Below are 18,883 nucleotides of genomic sequence, written 5' to 3'. Positions count from 1 at the left end.
TTTTTTTAAAAAAAATACAATTTAATTTTGCTCAAGTTGGATTTGAGAATCGATCAATTGAGAAAATTCTACTCAAAGCCTGGTTTTGTAGATATCTAAACGTCCAAATTCTCTTAAGGAAGAGGTTCATCATGGCAACTATTCACAATTAAGGTTTTATTCGAGTGGGTAAAAAACGGCAATTAAATCCAAACGGCATAGGCCCCGGTGTTTACGATATTCACGCTCCAAATGGGCCTGAAATCATGTAGATAAAAGCGCTCATTCACGAAGCTACAAAAAAATTCCCGTGCAGCGTTTATGGGTGAATCCTGATTGTGGTTTAAAAATGCGGGCTTGGAGAGAAACACCAGAGGTGCTTGCCAACATGGTCGAGGCGGCGAAAGAATTGCGTACAGAGCTGAAATAAAAATTGCAAAGCCTGTTTGCAACAGGCTTAGTGCCCCGCACATTAGCCGCTTGTATGTGCGTCTTGTGAATTTTGCGCGACCAAAAATGACATCGCTTGTGTGCTAGGCATAGGTTTAGACACGAGGTAGCCTTGTCCCAATTGACATCCTTTTCGTTTTAGAAGCGCCCATTGTTTGGGTGTTTCAATGCCTTCAGCGACGACCTCTAGTTGTAATGATTTGGCCAAAGATAAAATCGCATCAATTAAAGGAGTATCTTTAGTTGTAAGCTGATCGACAAAGCTTTTATCTATTTTTAACACATGAATCGGTAGTTGGTGTAAATAGCCGAGCGCTGAGTATCCGGTACCAAAATCATCTAAATAAAGTTGAACGCCTAACGGAGTTATTCCCTCAATGATTTTTGTTGCAAGGCCCAAATTTTCGATTAATCCAGACTCTGTGATTTCTAGGCATAAGCTGCCTTTTTGCAAGTCATACTTTTCATATAACGCATGGATGTGATCAATAAATTCGAGGCTGGCAAAATGTCGAGATGACACATTGACTGTTACTTTTACGCTAGGAAGAGTTTGTTGTTGCCAGATTGATAGCTGCTTAGCTGCTAGCTCCAAGATATGCAAATCTAACTCTATGATTTGGCCTGTATTCTCTGCAATAGGAATAAACTGATCTGGCGCGACCAAGCCATTTTTTGGGTGGTGCCAGCGCACAAGAGACTCGAAGCTTACTACTTTAGGTGCATTGAGTGTAAAAATGGGCTGAAAGAACAGTTCAAATTCACCATTTTGAATACCGTGTTGAAGGTCATTTTCAATGTCAGCTTGGTGTTTCAACTTACTACGCATGGCATTGTTAAAGTACCTGATCTGACTTCTTCCCGCAGATTTTGCTTCATACATGGCCGCATCGGCTTGTTGTAGTAATGTAATCGCGTTGTCCGAATCTCGCTCTGTAAACGCGACGCCGATACTACTAGAGGCTTGGAGAATATGGGTATCAATAATAAACGGCTTTGCTATGGCTTCAGTGATGCGATTAAGCGCTTGTGCAACTTCTACTTCACTATTTATATTTTCCATAAATATGGCAAATTCGTCGCCACCAAGGCGCGCAAATGTGTCTGTTTTGCGAATACAGGTTTGTATAGCCTCGACAATAGCAATAAGGAATTTGTCACCGACCTCATGACCCAAAGAGTCATTGATACTCTTAAACCTATCCAGATCTAAATATATTAGACAGTGCAATTTGGCTGTTTGGCTTCTACCTAAAGACAAAATGGCGTGTTTCATACGCTCAATTAACAGATATCGATTGGCCAGGCCCGTTAATTCGTCATGCAAGGCGCGATGTTCTAATGCCTGTTTAGCCAGCCGACGGTCTATGGCCATACTGATTTGGCGACTAATATAAGTCAAAATAGAGTAGTGTTGGCTACTAAAGGTGTCTTCTTCTTCATAACTCTGTAATACGATGACACCTTGATATTGATCATTGACGACAAATGGCACGCCAAGCCAAGCGTGTGGAGAACGGCCCACCATATTGAAATCACCCTTGTCGATATGGCTTTGAAACTGCTCTCCATTGCATAATAAGGCGGACTGAGTACGGATCACATAGTAAGAAGCTGTTTGCTTCAGCTGAGATTTCGATACTTTTTGTTGGGCAGGGCACTTCGTACCTCCCTCAATTAAGTACTCGATTTCTAGCATGTCCTGCTTGGTATCATATATACCGATAAAAAAGTTCTCGGCAGGCAGCAGCGTATAGATTATTTGGTACAGCTCATCGTAAAAAGTGTCTAATTCTCGGGAGTGATAAGTAATGTTGGCAATTTTTAGTATACATTTTTCAATTAGTTGCGCATCGTTGAGCTGAGAGACGGTTGCGGTTAAGTGATCAACAGTTCTCACTTGATGGATTTTGGCACTAAGTAAATGCGCAACGGTTGATAGTATTTGCAAATGGTTGGCACTAAAGTAATCTTTTTCTGGATGCTCACAATCAATGACACCAATGAGGTGCTCTTTATACACTAAAGGTACGCACAGCTCAGAGAGTGCAGGTCGAGAGTCTGCTATATACATGGGCTCTTTAGACACATCACCTGAAATAAAAGGCTTCTTGGTACGTGCGACATGTCCTGTGATCCCGGCTTCTATGGGGATTTTTTGTTGTAGGACTTCGTAACGTTCAGTGTCTTGAGCAACTCCCATATAGGCGACGGCTTCAAGCCGGTTTTGGTTTGGATCTGTAAGGTATATCACACAGTCTACAAACCCTAAGCGTTTAACCACTTGCGAGGTGACATAGTCAAACAGCTCGTCTAAGTGGGTGATTTGCAATAGCGAGGATGAAAACTGATTAATAATGCTTAACTGTTCGGTTTTTGATTCTAGTTTTTTTTCAGACAGCATAGGCATGACTCGGTTGTACAATAGACACACGTTATCCTAGATAGAGTAATAATCTCAAATATTGTCGAAAATTAACTTTCATCAAACTGTAAAAAAAATAGCACAAGACAACAGTGGGCTTTGCAACAGCCAAACTTTGAAATTAGGTGGTCAGGGTAGGTTGCACAATTAAAATAAATTAAGAGCTTTACCTTGTTGCAACTAAAGTGCAAGTGGTTCGCCATCGCCAAGCGGCTCAAGGCCTCTATTAGATATATAAAATAACCCGAATTACTTTACTATCCGCCTTGCAGGGCCTATGATCGGGCAAATTCAGCAGTGGAAAATAGCAATGACAAGTAATCAGACCCTTACTATTACTCGACCAGATGATTGGCACGTTCATTTGAGAGATGGTGATGTTCTAAAAGACACCGTTCGTGATATTAGTCGATATATGAGACGCGCGATCATAATGCCAAACCTTGTACCTCCAGCTACTTGTACGGACACTGCGCTTGCGTATCGAGACCGAATTATGGCAGCTGGGCCTAAAGCGGGCTTCGAACCGTTGATGGTGTTATATCTTACCGATAACACATCTCCTGAGGAAATTAGAAAAGCCAAAGCCAGTGGCCATATCTTTGCTGCCAAACTTTACCCAGCGGGTGCAACGACCAATTCTGATTCAGGCGTAACTGACATTGAAAATGTGTATCCAGCGTTAGAAGCGATGCAAGAAGTGGGTATGCTATTACTTATCCACGGTGAAGTAACAGACTCTTCAATTGATATTTTTGATAGAGAAAAAGTCTTTATTGAAACTAAGTTAGCCAAAATTGTAGACGCGTTTCCTAAGCTAAAGATTGTTTTAGAACACATCACGACGAAAGATGCGGTTGAGTTTGTTCAATCTGCGCCAGATAATGTTGCAGCAACAATTACAGCACATCACTTGTTATACAACCGAAATCATATGCTAGCGGGTGGTATTAGGCCACATTATTACTGTTTACCTATATTGAAACGTAATATTCACCAGCAAGCGTTAATAGACGCTGCAACAAGTGGCAGTAAAAAGTTCTTCTTAGGCACAGATTCAGCCCCCCATGCGAAAGACAAAAAAGAAGCTGCTTGTGGGTGTGCTGGTGCGTACACTGCCCATGCTGCAATTGAGCTTTATGCAGAAGCATTTGAGGATGCCGGTGCATTGGACAAGTTAGAAGGCTTTGCGAGTTTCTTTGGTCCTGACTTCTATGGGTTACCGCGCAATTCAGACACCATTACATTACAAAGAAATGCATGGCAAGTGCCAGAGTCATACCCCCTTGGCGACACAAATGTGGTACCAATTAAGGCCGGTGCAACCATTGATTGGCAAGTAGCGGACTAACCAGCCTTTATTTAGTGTATGGGTTTGCGGCTTCTCACCCGTACACTTAATTAAACCTAGTTTTATCTTTTTTCTTCCCATTTGCACTTATCATGTTCATTGCTCTTAAGTGGATAAAATGGATAAGTCTTGCTGAGCAGAAGTTGCTTTTAATCAGCAAGCAGGTCAAATTTATTGTAATACTGCGCAGCATGCCACTAAGGCTCAAGCTTGATTAGCTACTTAAATATCAAGGTTTAATCTGTTTAAGATTGGTTTTTGATTGCATACCAATAAAAATTCCCTTAATAAACATGTGTTTATTAATTTTTTATGAGACCTTACATTATTTGTATTAATACAATATAAGTAAATAGTTAATCTGTACCTATTTTAAATAATATTAAAAGTCTGCAAAATAATGGCTATTAATTTGAAATTATATAAATATAATATACTCTCAGTATTAGAGCTTTTTAATACTTCAATGAAATTTGTAATCAACATTTTGTGAGAGAAATCTAATGCGTGAAATAAAGTCTTTTATTAAAACTGCTAGCTTCAATGATCTAACTAAAGCTCATGAGCTACTACAAGAAGCAATTGCTCAGCAACAAGAGCAAGAACAGGCAAAAGTAGAAGTGCTAGCTTTGATTAAAGAAAAGGGATTAACGCTAGATGACTTAGTTGGTTCTGGTGCTACGGACAAGCGCAGCAAAGTCAGTCCAAAATATCGAATTGAGATCGATGGTAAAGTGCATGAGTGGACAGGCCGTGGTAAAACACCAAAGGCGTTCGCAAATGTAAATTTAGATGATTATAAGATATAAATATAAAATATTTTAAATCGTAATCTAAAGCGAAAGGAACTATTCGGTTGACATGGTGAGGTACTAATAATACCTCGCCTGTTTTTAAAATCACTACAAAAATTGCCTCTTCTTAAGTCTTCTTCATCTTATTAACTATACCACTATAGATTTTATTTAATTTTAAAGTGAAGTTCGCTTTCAATTACATCTAATTAAGTTAGAAAAAATTCAATTGATTTTTTAATCATCTAGTCACTTTAAATTTAACATTTTTGTAATTCTGTGTTGGGAGTGAGGCAGAAAAAGCTTTGTAGTACGGAGGGTGTACAAAGTGTTATACTTTGTACCTGTCGAACATGTAGCTTAGATTAAGAGGTTTGCTATTTATACGCTCAGACCTTATCAACAAGAAGCTGTTGCAAATACGGTTGCCCACTTTAAAAAAACCAATAGCCCAGCGGTCATTGTATTACCCACTGGTGCGGGAAAAAGTCTAGTCATTGCTGAGCTTGCGCGTATTGCACGACGTAAAATCTTGGTTTTAACCCACGTCAAAGAGCTGGTAGAGCAAAATGCCCAAAAGTATGAAAGTTATGGACTCACTGCGAGTGTGTTTTCGGCTGGGTTAAATAAAAAAGAGATAGATCAGCAAGTCACTTTCGCTTCAGTTCAATCGTTAGCACGCAATTTAGACAAGCTAAATACTTTTTATTCATTGGTTATTATTGATGAGTGCCATCGTGTGAGTACTGCACAAGACAGCCAGTATATGAAGGTCATTTCCTGCCTTAAAAGATATAACCCAAAACTCATGCTGTTAGGCTTGACAGCAACGCCTTATCGACTCGGACATGGCTGGATTTACCGTGAACATTACCATGGCTTTATACGAGGAGAAGAGGGAAGTCCATTTGCAAAGTGTATTTATGAATTGCCGTTGCGTTATATGATTAGCAACCAGTATTTAACGCCGCCTAATAAATTAGATCCAGCAATTGAACATTATGACTTCTCGTCTTTAGCTACTGATAGCTTAGGTCGCTACAGTGAAAGCGACATGAATAATCTACTAAATAGCCACACCAGAGCGACTAAAAGCATAATAGAACATATATTAGTTCAGGCGAATTCAAGACGAGGGGTAATGATATTTGCAGCCACGGTGATGCATGCAAAAGAAATTGTAAGTTATTTACCTGTAAACGAAACCGAATTGGTTATTGGTGATACGGAAAATAAGCAACGAGATAATATTATTGCCCGGTTTAAGAGCAAGGAAATCAAATTTCTGGTCAATGTATCTGTACTCACAACTGGTTTCGATGCACCTCATGTCGATTTTATTGCGATATTAAGGCCGACAGAATCGGTTAGCTTGTACCAACAAATTGTTGGTCGAGGTCTACGTTTGGATGAAGGGAAGGATGATTGCCTAATTATTGACTATGCAGGCAATGACTTTGATTTATTTCATCCTGAGGTAGGTGCTAAAAAGCCCAACTCAGACAGTGAACCTGTACAGGTTTTATGCCCTGGATGTGGGTTTGCTAACACATTTTGGGGCAAACTCGATGAGCAGGGAAAGGTCATTGAGCATTATGGTAGGCGCTGTCAGGGGATATTGGCAGATGAAGTCGATGGTGAGTCAATGCAATGTGATTTCCGCTTCAAGTTTAAAGAGTGTAGCCATTGCGGTGCAGAAAATGACATTGCCGCACGGCAATGTCACAGTTGCGGTGAAATCATGGCAGATCCTGATGACAAGCTTAGGGATGCCCTAAACTTAAAAAGTGCATTGGTGCTGAGGTGCTGTGGGATGACCGCTGAAGTCATAAAACCTCAAGTGCTTAAGGTCACGTATTTCGATGAAGATGGTGCTGATGTCAGTGAGGTTTACGACTTCACGAACAAAGGTAGCCGTTATTATTTCCATCGCAATTTTGCTAAGCGATTAAAAAACGGTAGTGCTGTTGGCGCGTGGAAAAATGCCGAAGAGGTAAACATCACGCTCTTGTCTCCCCCTGACTTTGTGATTGCGAAACAACACAAAAAGTATGGGTGGCAAATTAGTGACAAGTTATTTGATTATGATGGAAGTTATCGGGTTGCAGACAAAAGTTAGGGGTTATAGGTCTAAGCGATGCTTGCTTAGACCTGCAATACGGGTTTACTCAGCCATGAGCCCCCAACCATCCCCATAACCTTCGTGGCCATTGGCGATAGACTCTAGGTACTGTTCTGTCTGGCTAAGTAATTCGTGTCCAGGTACCATAGCGACTGTGGTTAGCACTTCCCATACACCAGTATCTGGGCATTTTCCCAATTTGGTTTGAGGTGCTAACTCGTCTTTGCTGATAGTGTCAATAAAACGTTCTGCGTTGTCTTTTTGTTCGAACAGGATATAAAAATCAATTTTTTGCATTTGCGTAAGATCGACACCCGCAGCAGCGATTTCAGATAACAGCTGACCATTGTCATCATTTGGAAATTGCATATCATTACTCAATTAGTAGAATTGCCTATATTGTCCGTTATCCAAGATGAAATAAAAAGCATCACTGTAAAGTTTTTGTCGTTAAATACGCTTGCGGTGTGTTAATTTTACCCACATTCAACGCAATACGCTGCAAAATAACAATCAAGCGAAACCAAAGAGTCCATTAGTGCCACAAAAAATCATCTATTTTATCGTATTGTTAAGCTTATGCTTGCAGCCAGCATTGGCAAATACGGAACAGTTAATTGACGAAATTAACGTCGAGTCAAAAGTTGATACAGCGACAGAGAATGTCACTCAATACCTGTCAAAATACCAAAATATCGCGTATACACACAGCCGCAAGAAAGCGATTGAAAAAGACATTCGCTCAGCATTGCAGGCTGTAGGATTTTACAATTATTCCAGTGTGGTTGAGTTTGAGGCAGACAAAAATGCTCTGAACGTTGCGCTTGATCTTAAAGCGCCTATTTTGTGGCAAAAAATAGAAGTTCGAATTGTGGGGGCTGGACAAGACGATGTGAATTTGCAGCAAGTTATTGAGTCTACTCCTTTGCGTGTTAATACTGTTGTGCGCCATGACACTTACAGTGCCGCAAAAGCACAGCTTGAGAGTGCTCTGCTAGAGCGTGGCTACTTTGATTACACATGGCAACAGCGTCAATTGGAAGTCAATCCACAGCAAAACTGGGCTCAGGCTTTACTTGTTGTTGAGTCAGGAACGCGTTATCGATTTGGTGAGCTGATGTTTACAGGTCAATCAAAAGCCCGACGATTTATTAAAGAACTTGCCCCGTTTAACTCAAACACGCCTTATCAAGCAAAACTGTTAAGCGAATACAGTCTGGCACTAAGTGAAACGCCTTATTTTGCGAGTGTAAAAGTATATCCGCTATTAAAGTCTCGCAAATCATTCGAAGTCCCTATCCGTGTAGAGGTTTCAGACAAGCCAGAGAATAGTTTCGAGGTCGGCGGAGGGTATAGTACGGATCTCGGAGCAAAATTTCGCGGAAAATGGAGCAAACCGTGGGTAAGTGATGGTGGACACTCCTTTGTGTCAGATCTCAATTTATCCCAACGTCAGCAGGATGTTACGGCGGCCTACACCATACCCGTAAGCGACCCCAATTCAGATATTTACCGCGTGCTGGGGGGGTATCAACTGCAAGATGAGCTTACCGAAGGAGTCAAAAGCTCCTCTTGGAATATTCAGTTGCAAAGGCAATGGTTGCTGAAAAGCAATTGGGTCAGAACCGCATTCCTTAAGCGAGAGCATGAAAAAAGTGAACAAGTCGGTCTGAACCTAGATACTGAAATGTTGATCCCTGGTATCAGTTACGCAAAGAAGCAAAGCCGAGGTGGTATGACTCCCTATTGGGGAAGTGAGCAACTAATTACCTTAGAAGCTGCTCATCAGAGTATTATTTCATCAACGTCACTGTTTAAAATTCATTGGAAACAAGCTTGGTTACGACAATATCAACAGCGTCACATGGTGTTGCTGCGTGCTGAACTCGGCGCGATGGCTGTGAGTGATTTTGATAAAACTCCATTAAATATGCGCTTTTTTGCTGGTGGAGATCAGAGCGTACGAGGGTTTGCATTTCAATCTATCTCCCCAAGAGGGGAGTTGGGCCAGTTAACAGGCGGCAAGTATTTAGTTACTGCGAGTTCTGAATACAATTATCAATTTTTGCCAAATTGGCGTGCTGCACTATTTGTAGATGTGGGCACAGCAACGAATGATTTTAGTGAAAAGTGGGCACTTGGAGCTGGCTTTGGTTTTCGATATTTGACCCCTGTTGGGCCTGTTCGGGTTGACCATGCGTGGGGGTTAAGTAAACCCAGTCGTAGTACGCGTTTAAGTATTGTTATAGGGCCAGAGATATAATGGCAGGAGAGTCTGTGAGTTTCGATTTTAAAAAACGCTTGTGGATGAGCGTATGTGCAGTGCTTGTCATGTTTACATTGCTTTTTGTAACTCATACAGGTAACCGAATGCTTGTGGGGCTCATCAACTATTTGGTGCCACCGGTAAACATTGAACTGCAAGAGGGTAAATTACTCTCTGGTGGGTTGGCTTCTATTCAATTTCAGTCTCCTTCGGTTAACATCGCGGTGAATAAAGCGCGTATAAATTTGACTTGGTTTGACTGCGCAACGGTTTGCCTATCAGTGAAAGTGGATAACTTAAAGGTTGACTCTTTGCAGACAAAAACCAGCTCAGAAGAGGAGCCTGTGTCAGGTGATGAAGTTGACAAACACGGCCAAGAACAAATATCTCTGCCAATTTCCTTCGCCATAGCTTCATTACATGTGACTTCCTTTCAGTTAGAGGCCAGCAATCACCTTATCAAGCTTTCTGATCTAAATGTAAGCGCCGAAGTTCACGACTCTCTTATACAAGTGACTCATCTTCAAAGTGAGGCAATTCATATTGAGCAATTGCGATTGCCCGAGGAACAGGCGAGTAAAGTACCAGATAATCTCGCGCCAGTTGTGATGCCAGACTTGTACATTCCTATCGACGTTGATTTACCAGCGCTACAAATCTCAAATATTGTTTATCAACCATTTGAACAAGCGCCTATGTCAGTTACTGATTTTGAGTTGTCACTGTCAGTTGCGTCGCACACCGTTCACGTAGAGTCTCTGGCTTTTAACTACTTACAAAATAGCGCATATGCGGTCTTAGATTACGATTTACGCTCAAATTCAATTCATGCCAGCCTTGCAGTCGCTCAGGACAAAGGAGCGCTTTCAGCAGTCATTCAAGGAGGGTTAGAGAGCCTAAAAATTAAAAGTAACGTATCCGGAAGTTTACATGCCCAAGCTGTACTATCGGTATCTCCTACGACACAAAATTGGCCATTTTCTTTGGATGTACAGATCGGCCGCGCAGAGATAGCACAAGTCGCGAAGCTGTCTAAAGTCAAGTTAACGGGGCAGGGGAAAGCAAACGATTACACCCTTTCAATACAAGGTGTTGCCGATTTAAACCGCGCTTATGGGCAAATTCAGCCAGCCCATATCCAAGCAACAATGAACGGCACTCTGTCCAGTTTAGAAATGAAAAACAGTCGTATTCAAGTGGATAAAGCCTTCACCGAACTATCCGCTAAAATTGATTGGCAAGATGGACTAAACCTCAATGCCAGTGGCAAATTGGAAAACTTACCCATCCCTAATATGCGGTTGGCTGGAGCGCAAAGTGTAAACAATATGCCTCTTGGCGTTTTATCTGGCGAATATGCAGTGCAGTTTGAGCAATTAGACAGTACATGGAAAGCCCATGTAGAGCAATTTAAATTACATGGAGAAATTGCAGAACAATCACTGTCTTTGATGGTGCGAGGCGAGGTAAATGAACAACTACACGGATATTTGGAGCAAGCTAAATTAGAGTATGGGGCGAGTTCCATACAAATTTTAGGCGAGCTCGGTAAAGAGCTAGATTTGACAGCGAAACTTGATATCAACCAACAGGCAACACCTGATATACCTATAGATATTACTTTGCTTGGAGACATTGGTATTACTGGACTTGCTTCAACACCAAAGGTGGTTGCGAATAGTGCAATATCTACGTTTAGGTACAATGACATTGCACTGAAAAATGCCCAGTTGTTGTCTGATATCGACTTCGCGAAGGATTTTGCTGGCAACCTTTCAATGGAAATCACAGAAGCTGATTTTCCAGGTGTAGAAAAAGGAAAATTAACATTCAATGCCAATGGAAGCCGAAGCAGTCATAGTATGGATTTAAAGCTTGATAGCCAACTTGCCTCAGCCCATATGGCAATCACAGGGCAGCTAGAAGGTGAAAAATGGACAGCGCAAGTTAACAAGACGGATGTTGACATAGCGTCGCTCAAGCTAGCACTTAATGACCCTATAGAAGTTTTGGTGTCGGATACTAATCTATCCATTTCACAGCATTGCTGGCAAGTATCTACAGGCCAAGCTTGTCTATGGGCGCACCAGCAAAATAAGCAAGGTGAAGCCAAAGTAAACTTGATTGATATACCACTTGATACTGCATCTTCATGGTTTCCAGACGGAGTATCCGCCGAGGGGGCGCTTACAGGTCAGAGCGAGTTACATTGGGCCGATAACCGCCTCAGTGCACTAGTTGGTAAAATCAGCTTACTCAATGGCAAAGTAGCGCTCACTCAATCAAATGAGAATACAAAAGAGTTCCCTGACGCACTGCCAACAGCATTGACGATTGAGTCCTTTAATATTGATCTCAATGGCAACGCGGATACTGCTAATGTTGATTGGCAGGTGCAGCTCGATAAGCTCGGAGGGGTTAATGGCTCATTGCACTTTCCTGATATTGCAAACACCAATAATGTAAATGGCTTTATCGATATTGGTGCAATCCAACTTGACGAGTTTACTCCTTACGTTAGAGTGCTAACTTGGCCTGATCTGACTTTAGCAGGTCAATTGAATGGTCGAGTTGAGCTGGCGGGTAATATCACTCACCCGAGTGTGTTCGGACAGTTTAAAGTCGCACAGCTATCTGTACTGTCTAGCTATTTGCCTATGCAAGTGACTGAGCTAAATCTAGATCTTGATGTAAAAGACGATTTGGTGACTTTGAATGGTAAGTTACGCACGCCAGAATCTGGTTTGGCGGATTTTCATGGTACAGCCTCGTTGTATCCTGATTTGGTAGCTGAGCTTAGTCTAAAAGGGCAACGTTTGTTTATGACGCCGATGGCGGGTGCGCAAGTTGCCCTTTCTCCAGATTTACATGTCCAGCTTTCTCAACAACAGCTTAATATTATGGGCGAAGTAAATGTACCATTCGCGCGATTTACCTTGAGTGAGCTGCCTGAAGAAGCCATTTTGGTTAGTGAAGACCAGATGATAATTGGTGCGCAGGAACCCCAAAGTAAATCTGCAATAATGGATTTTCAGGCGGACATCGATATTAACTTGTTGGATGACGTGCGTGTTGTGGCTTTGGGCCTAGACGCTTATTTAAATGGTGGGCTATCTTTAGAAAAGCAGCTAGACACTGCCATTTTGGCTGCAGGTGAAGTGTCTTTGCGAGAGGGGAAATATACTGCCTTTGGACAGGATCTATTTATTGAAACGGGCCAGCTCGGTTTTAATGGGCCGCTAGACAAACCTTATTTGAATATTCGAGCTATTCGTAACCCTGATACAACCGCAAATGGCGTGATAGCAGGCGTCGCTGTGCAAGGCAGTATTGCTGCGCCTGAACTGACAATCTTTTCGGAGCCAGCAATGGATCAGGCTAAAGCGCTTGCATATTTGCTCAATGGAGAGGCATTGGGAGCAGGAGAAAGTTCTAACAATACGATGTTGGCGCAGTTCTTACTGTCAAAAAGCATCGATAAAAGTAAAGGATTGTTTACAAAAGCAGGAAAAAAATTGGGTCTTAAGGATGTCAATCTAGCAGCAAAAGGCAGTGGAGATGATACACAAGTGGAACTTTCAGGGTACATTACACCTAGTGTACAGGTTAGTTACCGAGTTGGTGTATTTGCATCTTTGAGTGAAATAGCAGTACGTTATCGAATATTTTCAAAGCTTTATATTGAAGCTACGAGTGGTCTCTACGATAGTATAGACTTGTTGTATAAATTTGATTGGGGTGATTGATGCGCTATTTGAGCTTTTTGCTCGTTATGATTTTTTGTCATACCGCGGTCGCAAAAGAAGCCAAAGTTGTTAGAGTTACTCAGGGCGCACACCCTTATGTTGTAGATTTGATCAAGTTGGCACTGTCATATCAAGAAGAGTCGTACAAACTCCGTTACATCGACAACATTCCAACGCAAAGCCGTGCAATTAGGTTATTGGGTAAAGATAATGGGATTGATATCTTTTGGTCAGTAACCAGTTCAGAGCGGGAAAACATTGCTCGTGCAGTGCGAGTCCCAATCGTCAAAGGGTTATTGGGGTATCGGATCCTCGTCATAAACGAAGAGAATCAAGCAAAGTTTAGTCAGTTAAATCATATATCTCAGCTCGAAAAGTTTCACTTTGGGTTGCGCTATGATTGGCCCGATCACAGTATTTTTATAGATAATAAGTTGTCTGTGAATGAGTTTAAGACGTTTACTGGTGCGTTGAATATGCTCAAGTCTAATCGCTTTGATGCTGTGCCCATCAGTATACTAGAACTACCTGATCTCGTTAAAAGGTACCAGACATATGCCGAGCAAAAACTGTTGCTTTACTACCCATCGGCGGTGTATCTGTTTGTTGAAAAATCCGACCAGACACTGCATAGTGTGCTATCTAGCGGCTTAGACAAAGCTTTGCAGGATGGCCGGTTTGAGAAGTTATTTAAGCAATATTTTCATGAACTCGTGAGTGAATTAGCCTTGGAAAGGCGCACTTTAATAGAATTAAAAAACCGTCGCTTGCCACCAAGTGCACCTTTAGAAAATCAGCACCTTTGGTATCAACAAGAAATAAAAAATGAAAAAAACTAACGTATTTTTAGCTTCCGCTCTGCTTGTGTTGAGCGGTTGTATGCAACAGTCAGATAAATCGCAAATAAAGGTTCGCGCTCCAAGCGAAATCATTAATTCGGCACCGCAGTCAAATTGGCGACAGGTGGACAAAGAAAACATTTTACGTATCACATTGGAAACCGGTCACGTCTACGTTGAGCTCAATGAGCAACTTGCGCCAAATCATGTCGCTAACATTAAACTATTGGCGAGGGAAAAGTTCTACAATGGCCTCAGTGTTTATCGCTTTGTAGAAGGGTTTGTTGCTCAGGGAGGAGATCATACCGATACTAAAATCCCGCAGCATGGCAAAAAAAGAATTGATGCAGAGTTATCATATAAAACAGCTTCTCGACTGATGATTACTGCGCTTGATGGCTCTGACGGCTATGCATTTAGAGCGGGCTTCTTAGATGGTTTTGCGGTAGGACAGAATCCCGGTGCGACCAAAACTTGGATGACTCACTGTGCAGGTGCCTTTGCTATGGCGCGCGGCAATGCAATTAACAGTGGAGGCACGGAGTTTTATATTACGCTCTCTCCACAGCGTTACTTAGATCGTAATATCACGGTATTTGGGCGTGTCTTAGAGGGCATGGAACATGTGCTTAAATTACAGCGCAGCCCAACACCTGAGCGTGATTATAACCCTATTTTACGAGTGGATGTGCTTCAAGATATTGCCGCTGAAGATAGTGTCCAGTTTGAAGTGTTTGACACCAATACACCGCTTTTTGAAGAGCTTATAGCTGCAAGAACTAATCGACCTGAGAAGTGGTTTAAGTTTACGCCAAATTACGCAGATGTTTGTTCAATAGCGGTGCCGACACGAAGAAAAGTTTTGTAGAAAAGTGCTGTGCGATCCAGCACTTATTCTGCACTTTATTATTGGCGATTAATGCGAATATTAAAGCTTGTTGTGTCTTGCTCTGTTGAGCGAAAAGGGTTGATATCCAGTCCGCCACGGCGCGTATAACGCGCATAAACTTCTAATTTACTTGGGTTCAGTGTGCGCTTGATATCGCAAAAAATACGTTCTACGCATTGTTCGTGAAACTCGTTATGGTCTCTAAATGAAATTAAATACTTTAACAGAGACTCTCGACATACCTTTTTGCCCTCGTAACTAATGACGATACTTGCCCAGTCTGGCTGAGAAGTAATAAGACAATTTGATTTCAGCAGATGGCTATACAGTGTTTCATTGACACATTCATCGCTTTCGGTGCGAAGCATGTCTTCAGAGGGGCTGTAAGTATCGACGTCAATATCTAAGTCGTCAATACAAGTGCCTGGAAGTGCGGTAAATGGCAAACAGTTAAATTCGTCCGGTCCGTAAAGCTTTACGATGACTTGGCACTGCGCTGCTGCACTGAGGTCTTCGCTCAGATGTTGTTGCACCATTTGTTGCGAGTCAAAGCGCGTTTGGTTAAAACTGTTGAGATACAGTTTAAATGATTTTGATTCTATAATATGAGAACTCTGGCATGGAAACGTAAATGTCGCCACGGCAACTTGGGGTTTTCCTTTGTTATTTAGCCAAGACAACTCATAACCTGTCCAAGTGTCTTCACCAAAAAAAGGTAGGTTTTTTTCATCTACTGAAATTTGATCTCGATTTAACTTACGAGCAATTGGGTGCAAAAGAGTCGCATCATATTGAGATGCATATTCGGTTGTTTTACCTAACACTGACGCTTTTAGCTCAGGTGCATTGTTGTAATCTGTCATGTTTCACCAATAGTGGTTACAATGGCCCGAATTATAGCGAATTAAAATGAGATTGGCAGTATGGCTTCATTTACAAACTTGATGGAGACGCTCCATAAGCAATATGCGTCGGCAATCGAACAAAACCAAGGTCACCGTCCACTGATTCAGCACGACGTTGACTACCCCAGCCCATGTGAAATAGGCCAGCCTGATGCTCAGGGTCAAATTCAGTGGCAGGCAATACCTAGGACACCTGCGGAAAACTTAGACGATTTAGCTACCGCACTTGAAACTGAATTTCCTGCCGCTCTACACGCATTTTATGGTGCGATGTTTGGCGGGAATATTATCGCCCAGGTTGATGGTAATGAAGTTGAGCTATTGCAGGTGTGGAATGAAGAAGATTTTATTAACTTGCAACAAAATATAACGGGCCATGTGTTGATGAAGCGCCGGCTAAAACAAGACGATACGATATTCATCGGCCTTACTGAAAAAGAGGATTTGTTGATCACTGTAAAACTGAAAACAGGCGAGGTGTGTTTAGAATACGTTGGAAAGCCACCGCACCATGTTTTGGCGGCTAACCTAGAAGGATTTATAGAAAGCCTGAACTTTTGATTACTGAAAATCCCAAGATATATTCGACACGAGCTGGCAGTTATCGCATTTAAAATCAAAAATACCAAACCAAGGCTCGTCTAATGCCCAATCTCCGTTGCAGCTTGGGCATTTTCTTTGTCGTTCTGCTTCAACGCAAGCTCCGCCAACGCGATACAAATAATAGTAAACAGGCTTATTTGTAAGGTAGCGAATGCGTTTGCTTAAATCTAGTCCGCGACGCGTAAGGTCACTTGAAAGGCTGCTTATCTCTTCCAATGCAGCAAATTCACAGCGAGTTGCACCATTTATTTGTATTTGATCGCACGCCTGCCAGTCTTCTTGCCATTTTATTAATGCTTTGTAATCACCGTTGGCAATTGCTGGAATGTTGTAAAGCGGCACGGGTAAAAAATCATCTCCGCAATATAAAGGGCTGCAAGTATGCACGTAGGTTGTGTAAAGAATATAGCTTGAAGGAGATTGGCATTGATCTGCACCATTTGCATGAATATCTTGACCAATGACCTTTACTTTTGGGGCTAATAACCCTGCTTGTTGCAGCTGCTCAATTGCATGTTTGACAAAAGGGCTATGGTGCAGTGGGTGTAAAGAGTCTTCTAGTGGACACATGACACGGGTAATGAAGTAACCGTCTTTTAGCACAGTAGGGAACTCATCGCCGATAATCTGGCCGTTAAATCGCAGCGCGTTAACCAAACGGTTTATCGCCTGTTCAGCCATATCCAAAGTTGTATCTTGGTAGCAATCAAATGTGAGGTCGACAACAAACATGCTAATTGCGCTCTTCTAACATGGCTAATAACTTGTCGAGCTTTGCTTCAATTCTATCAAGTTGGGAGTGAGTTTGCGGTTTTGACTGTTCTTGCTCAGGCACTTCAGCTTCAATTGATTCCGGTGCATTTTTATATGCACTTAACGCCGAAATAATCACAGGCATGGGCACAGCTTCTGTTAGTTTAGATTTTACGGTGGCAACGGTTGGTGTTTTACCTTCCGAAACTAATACTCGGATGGCTTTTTGAACTGCTGGGTGCATAACAAACGACCAATAACTAAAAATTATTTTACTATTTTAACCTGATTGCCAAATGGCTTAAAGTAGCTGAACAGTGGTTTGTTATTTTAAGTGTAGCGTTATCTTCAGCTAGCGTAATAGTGCATCCAGTTCGTCGATAACTTCACTCCAATCTGCATCTTCTCTAAGTGATTCTTCAATGAAGTGTTTCTGACCTTCGTTCCAAAAAGGAGCATCTTTGATAAGCACATGGCTTTGTAACTTATTGCCATCGATAAACAATGATATTTGCTCATCACTGTTTTCTAGCCCTAACTGCGCAAATAATGACTTCAAAGAGTGGTAACTGGTATCCATACAGGTCTCGTTGAACAAGAAATATACAACAACTATAGTAGAAGCAGACGGAATTTATAATAAGAAAGAGACAGCCTTGTAATAAATTCGCGCAACATACCTTACTTGATAACAGGGATATAAAGATGACAACGACAGAAGAGCTGGTATCTAACACCGAAATTAGCGTGAAATACTTAGCGCCCGAAGACATTCATGTGGCCGGCAGTTTACTTTATCAGGCATACCATGAAGATCCCTTACTTATTAATATTTTAAATGAACCTAATGACAGTAAATTCGAGTCTAAATTAAGAGCCCTTATTAGAGAGGAGCTTTCTAGTTTTAGCAAAGCTGGGCAACCAATTATTGGCGTATATGTAGGTGGTAATTTGGTGGCTGTGGCGTGCGTTTTTATCTCTCAATCAGAAATTGATGCTACACGGGGGTGGAATTGGCGGTTACGTCTGATGATGGCTGCAGGCCGATTGCAGACGCGGCAGCTATTGGAAAAGGAGCGCACAATAAAATCAAAACTGAGCGTACATGAAAGCTATTACTTTTTGTCCTTTATTGCCGTAGACCCGCATTATCAAGGTTTAGGTTATGGACATTATTTACTAAATGCATTGGATACCTTGGTTAATGAAAACCTTGAAGTTTCTGGCTTAGCTGTTTTTGTTACCAGAGGTAACCAGGTCAACTTTTTTGAAGCCCACGGTTATCAACTTATTGAGCAACTGACGTTTAAATCAGCATCTGGAGAATTGTTGTTTAAGCCTCGAACTGACAAATTGGAAAAAACACTGTGAGACTTTTCCTACATAGATGTAAGTATTATTGGGAAGTACATCTCGTTTTTGGCTTGTTTTTTAATTTAACCTGTTGTTTTTAAATGGTTATATTGTTTGTTTCAGTAGTTTTTAATAATTTTTATTGAGAATGTCTCCTATTTATTCAGGCTAATTCACTTAAACTTATTCGTGTTGAAGGATGAATGGACTCAAGAGGACTCAAACGCTAGGAAGGCGGGTAGGATACAGACATACACGGGAAGTTCGGAGCGCCAAGGGACAAGGTGAAGAGGAACCAAGCAGGTAGGACATAGCACAGGATGTGCAGACATAGGAAATGTCATAGGATTAGGAGCGCCGAGGGATAAGGTGGAGAGGAGCCAAGAAGGCATAGGGAAGCAGCACAGG

The 18,883-nt window shown here is 41.7% G+C and carries 16 protein-coding genes; 10 read left to right on the top strand and 6 right to left on the bottom strand.

The window, feature by feature from the left end; genetic code table 11:
- The first annotated feature begins 289 nt into the window (after nucleotides 1–289).
- Complete coding sequence (locus tag N480_RS26005) at nucleotides 290–409, top strand: hypothetical protein (RefSeq protein WP_419554945.1); 120 nt, start codon at nucleotides 290–292, stop codon at nucleotides 407–409.
- Nucleotides 410–451: 42 nt separating this feature from the next.
- Here N480_RS26005 and N480_RS14545 read toward each other — a convergent pair whose 3' ends face one another.
- Nucleotides 452–2,833 (bottom strand): EAL domain-containing protein, encoded by a 2,382-nt coding sequence (locus N480_RS14545; protein WP_063373235.1) that lies wholly within the window; start codon nucleotides 2,831–2,833, stop codon nucleotides 452–454.
- A gap of 331 nt (nucleotides 2,834–3,164) precedes the next feature.
- On the opposite strand from N480_RS14545, the gene pyrC reads away from it, so the two are divergent.
- The 3 genes from pyrC to N480_RS14530 all read left to right on the top strand — a co-directional run bounded on the left by pyrC (nucleotide 3,165) and on the right by N480_RS14530 (nucleotide 7,118).
- Nucleotides 3,165–4,205, top strand: a complete 1,041-nt coding sequence (pyrC, locus tag N480_RS14540) for a dihydroorotase (protein WP_063373234.1) — start codon at nucleotides 3,165–3,167, stop codon at nucleotides 4,203–4,205.
- Nucleotides 4,206–4,708: 503 nt separating this feature from the next.
- Nucleotides 4,709–5,014 (top strand): H-NS family nucleoid-associated regulatory protein, encoded by a 306-nt coding sequence (locus tag N480_RS14535; RefSeq protein ID WP_063373211.1) that lies wholly within the window; start codon nucleotides 4,709–4,711, stop codon nucleotides 5,012–5,014.
- Nucleotides 5,015–5,378: 364 nt separating this feature from the next.
- A complete protein-coding gene (locus tag N480_RS14530) occupies nucleotides 5,379–7,118 on the top strand; it encodes a DEAD/DEAH box helicase (protein ID WP_063373210.1) in 1,740 nt (579 codons plus the stop codon).
- Nucleotides 7,119–7,163: 45 nt separating this feature from the next.
- Here the strand turns inward: N480_RS14530 and N480_RS14525 are convergent, their stop codons facing one another.
- Nucleotides 7,164–7,490 (bottom strand): ribonuclease E inhibitor RraB, encoded by a 327-nt coding sequence (locus N480_RS14525; protein ID WP_063373209.1) that lies wholly within the window; start codon nucleotides 7,488–7,490, stop codon nucleotides 7,164–7,166.
- A gap of 169 nt (nucleotides 7,491–7,659) precedes the next feature.
- Between N480_RS14525 and N480_RS14520 the strand changes: the two genes are divergently transcribed.
- From N480_RS14520 to N480_RS14505, 4 genes are read left to right on the top strand one after another with little or no spacing between them, the layout of a single operon-like run.
- Nucleotides 7,660–9,384: an autotransporter assembly complex protein TamA gene (locus tag N480_RS14520; RefSeq protein ID WP_063373208.1), complete on the top strand. Its 1,725-nt coding sequence runs from the start codon at nucleotides 7,660–7,662 to the stop codon at nucleotides 9,382–9,384.
- A gap of 14 nt (nucleotides 9,385–9,398) precedes the next feature.
- On the top strand, nucleotides 9,399–13,133 hold the full coding sequence (locus N480_RS14515; protein WP_196761499.1) for a translocation/assembly module TamB domain-containing protein: 3,735 nt from the start codon (nucleotides 9,399–9,401) through the stop codon (nucleotides 13,131–13,133).
- On the top strand, nucleotides 13,133–13,972 hold the full coding sequence (locus N480_RS14510; RefSeq protein WP_081231884.1) for a transporter substrate-binding domain-containing protein: 840 nt from the start codon (nucleotides 13,133–13,135) through the stop codon (nucleotides 13,970–13,972). Before N480_RS14515 ends, N480_RS14510 begins: the two co-directional genes overlap by 1 nt.
- The gene (locus N480_RS14505; RefSeq protein ID WP_063373206.1) at nucleotides 13,959–14,840 is read left to right on the top strand and encodes a peptidylprolyl isomerase; all 882 of its coding nucleotides are present in this window, start codon (nucleotides 13,959–13,961) and stop codon (nucleotides 14,838–14,840) included. The genes N480_RS14510 and N480_RS14505 overlap by 14 nt, the downstream gene beginning before the upstream one ends.
- A gap of 38 nt (nucleotides 14,841–14,878) precedes the next feature.
- Here the strand turns inward: N480_RS14505 and queF are convergent, their stop codons facing one another.
- On the bottom strand, nucleotides 14,879–15,724 hold the full coding sequence (gene queF, locus N480_RS14500; protein ID WP_063373205.1) for an NADPH-dependent 7-cyano-7-deazaguanine reductase QueF: 846 nt from the start codon (nucleotides 15,722–15,724) through the stop codon (nucleotides 14,879–14,881).
- 60 nt (nucleotides 15,725–15,784) lie between these two features.
- Here queF and syd point away from each other — a divergent pair, with 60 nt between their 5' ends.
- Nucleotides 15,785–16,327 (top strand): SecY-interacting protein, encoded by a 543-nt coding sequence (gene syd, locus N480_RS14495; RefSeq protein WP_063373204.1) that lies wholly within the window; start codon nucleotides 15,785–15,787, stop codon nucleotides 16,325–16,327.
- Here the strand turns inward: syd and N480_RS14490 are convergent, their stop codons facing one another.
- The 3 genes from N480_RS14490 to N480_RS14480 all read right to left on the bottom strand — a co-directional run bounded on the left by N480_RS14490 (nucleotide 16,328) and on the right by N480_RS14480 (nucleotide 17,702).
- On the bottom strand, nucleotides 16,328–17,101 hold the full coding sequence (locus N480_RS14490) for a Zn-ribbon-containing protein (protein WP_063373203.1): 774 nt from the start codon (nucleotides 17,099–17,101) through the stop codon (nucleotides 16,328–16,330). It lies immediately after the preceding gene.
- Nucleotide 17,102: 1 nt separating this feature from the next.
- Nucleotides 17,103–17,366 (bottom strand): hypothetical protein, encoded by a 264-nt coding sequence (locus N480_RS14485; protein WP_063373202.1) that lies wholly within the window; start codon nucleotides 17,364–17,366, stop codon nucleotides 17,103–17,105.
- Between the two features lie 108 nt (nucleotides 17,367–17,474).
- A complete protein-coding gene (locus tag N480_RS14480; RefSeq protein ID WP_063373201.1) occupies nucleotides 17,475–17,702 on the bottom strand; it encodes a DUF2789 domain-containing protein in 228 nt (75 codons plus the stop codon).
- A gap of 125 nt (nucleotides 17,703–17,827) precedes the next feature.
- Between N480_RS14480 and N480_RS14475 the strand changes: the two genes are divergently transcribed.
- Nucleotides 17,828–18,493 (top strand): GNAT family N-acetyltransferase, encoded by a 666-nt coding sequence (locus N480_RS14475; RefSeq protein ID WP_063373200.1) that lies wholly within the window; start codon nucleotides 17,828–17,830, stop codon nucleotides 18,491–18,493.
- The last annotated feature ends 390 nt before the right edge of the window (nucleotides 18,494–18,883 follow it).

Origin of the sequence: Pseudoalteromonas luteoviolacea S2607 (assembly GCF_001625575.1) — a bacterium.
Taxonomy (GTDB): Bacteria; Pseudomonadota; Gammaproteobacteria; order Enterobacterales; family Alteromonadaceae; genus Pseudoalteromonas; species Pseudoalteromonas luteoviolacea_E.
The sequence above is the reverse complement of the archived record's forward strand: the minus strand, read 5'-3'. Positions and strand labels throughout refer to the sequence as shown.

Bases quoted from the DNA above. Each gene is read 5' to 3' on its own strand.
- N480_RS14505 (WP_063373206.1), top strand. From the start codon at position 13,959: ATGAAAAAAACTAACGTATTTTTAGCTTCCGCTCTGCTTGTGTTGAGC.
- N480_RS14535 (WP_063373211.1), top strand. From the start codon at position 4,709: ATGCGTGAAATAAAGTCTTTTATTAAAACTGCTAGCTTCAATGATCTA.
- N480_RS14545 (WP_063373235.1), bottom strand. From the start codon at position 2,833: ATGCTGTCTGAAAAAAAACTAGAATCAAAAACCGAACAGTTAAGCATT.
- N480_RS14485 (WP_063373202.1), bottom strand. From the start codon at position 17,366: ATGCACCCAGCAGTTCAAAAAGCCATCCGAGTATTAGTTTCGGAAGGT.
- queF (WP_063373205.1), bottom strand. From the start codon at position 15,724: ATGACAGATTACAACAATGCACCTGAGCTAAAAGCGTCAGTGTTAGGT.
- pyrC (WP_063373234.1), top strand. From the start codon at position 3,165: ATGACAAGTAATCAGACCCTTACTATTACTCGACCAGATGATTGGCAC.
- N480_RS14525 (WP_063373209.1), bottom strand. From the start codon at position 7,490: ATGCAATTTCCAAATGATGACAATGGTCAGCTGTTATCTGAAATCGCT.
- N480_RS14475 (WP_063373200.1), top strand. From the start codon at position 17,828: ATGACAACGACAGAAGAGCTGGTATCTAACACCGAAATTAGCGTGAAA.
- N480_RS14490 (WP_063373203.1), bottom strand. From the start codon at position 17,101: ATGTTTGTTGTCGACCTCACATTTGATTGCTACCAAGATACAACTTTG.
- N480_RS14510 (WP_081231884.1), top strand. From the start codon at position 13,133: ATGCGCTATTTGAGCTTTTTGCTCGTTATGATTTTTTGTCATACCGCG.
- N480_RS14480 (WP_063373201.1), bottom strand. From the start codon at position 17,702: ATGGATACCAGTTACCACTCTTTGAAGTCATTATTTGCGCAGTTAGGG.
- syd (WP_063373204.1), top strand. From the start codon at position 15,785: ATGGCTTCATTTACAAACTTGATGGAGACGCTCCATAAGCAATATGCG.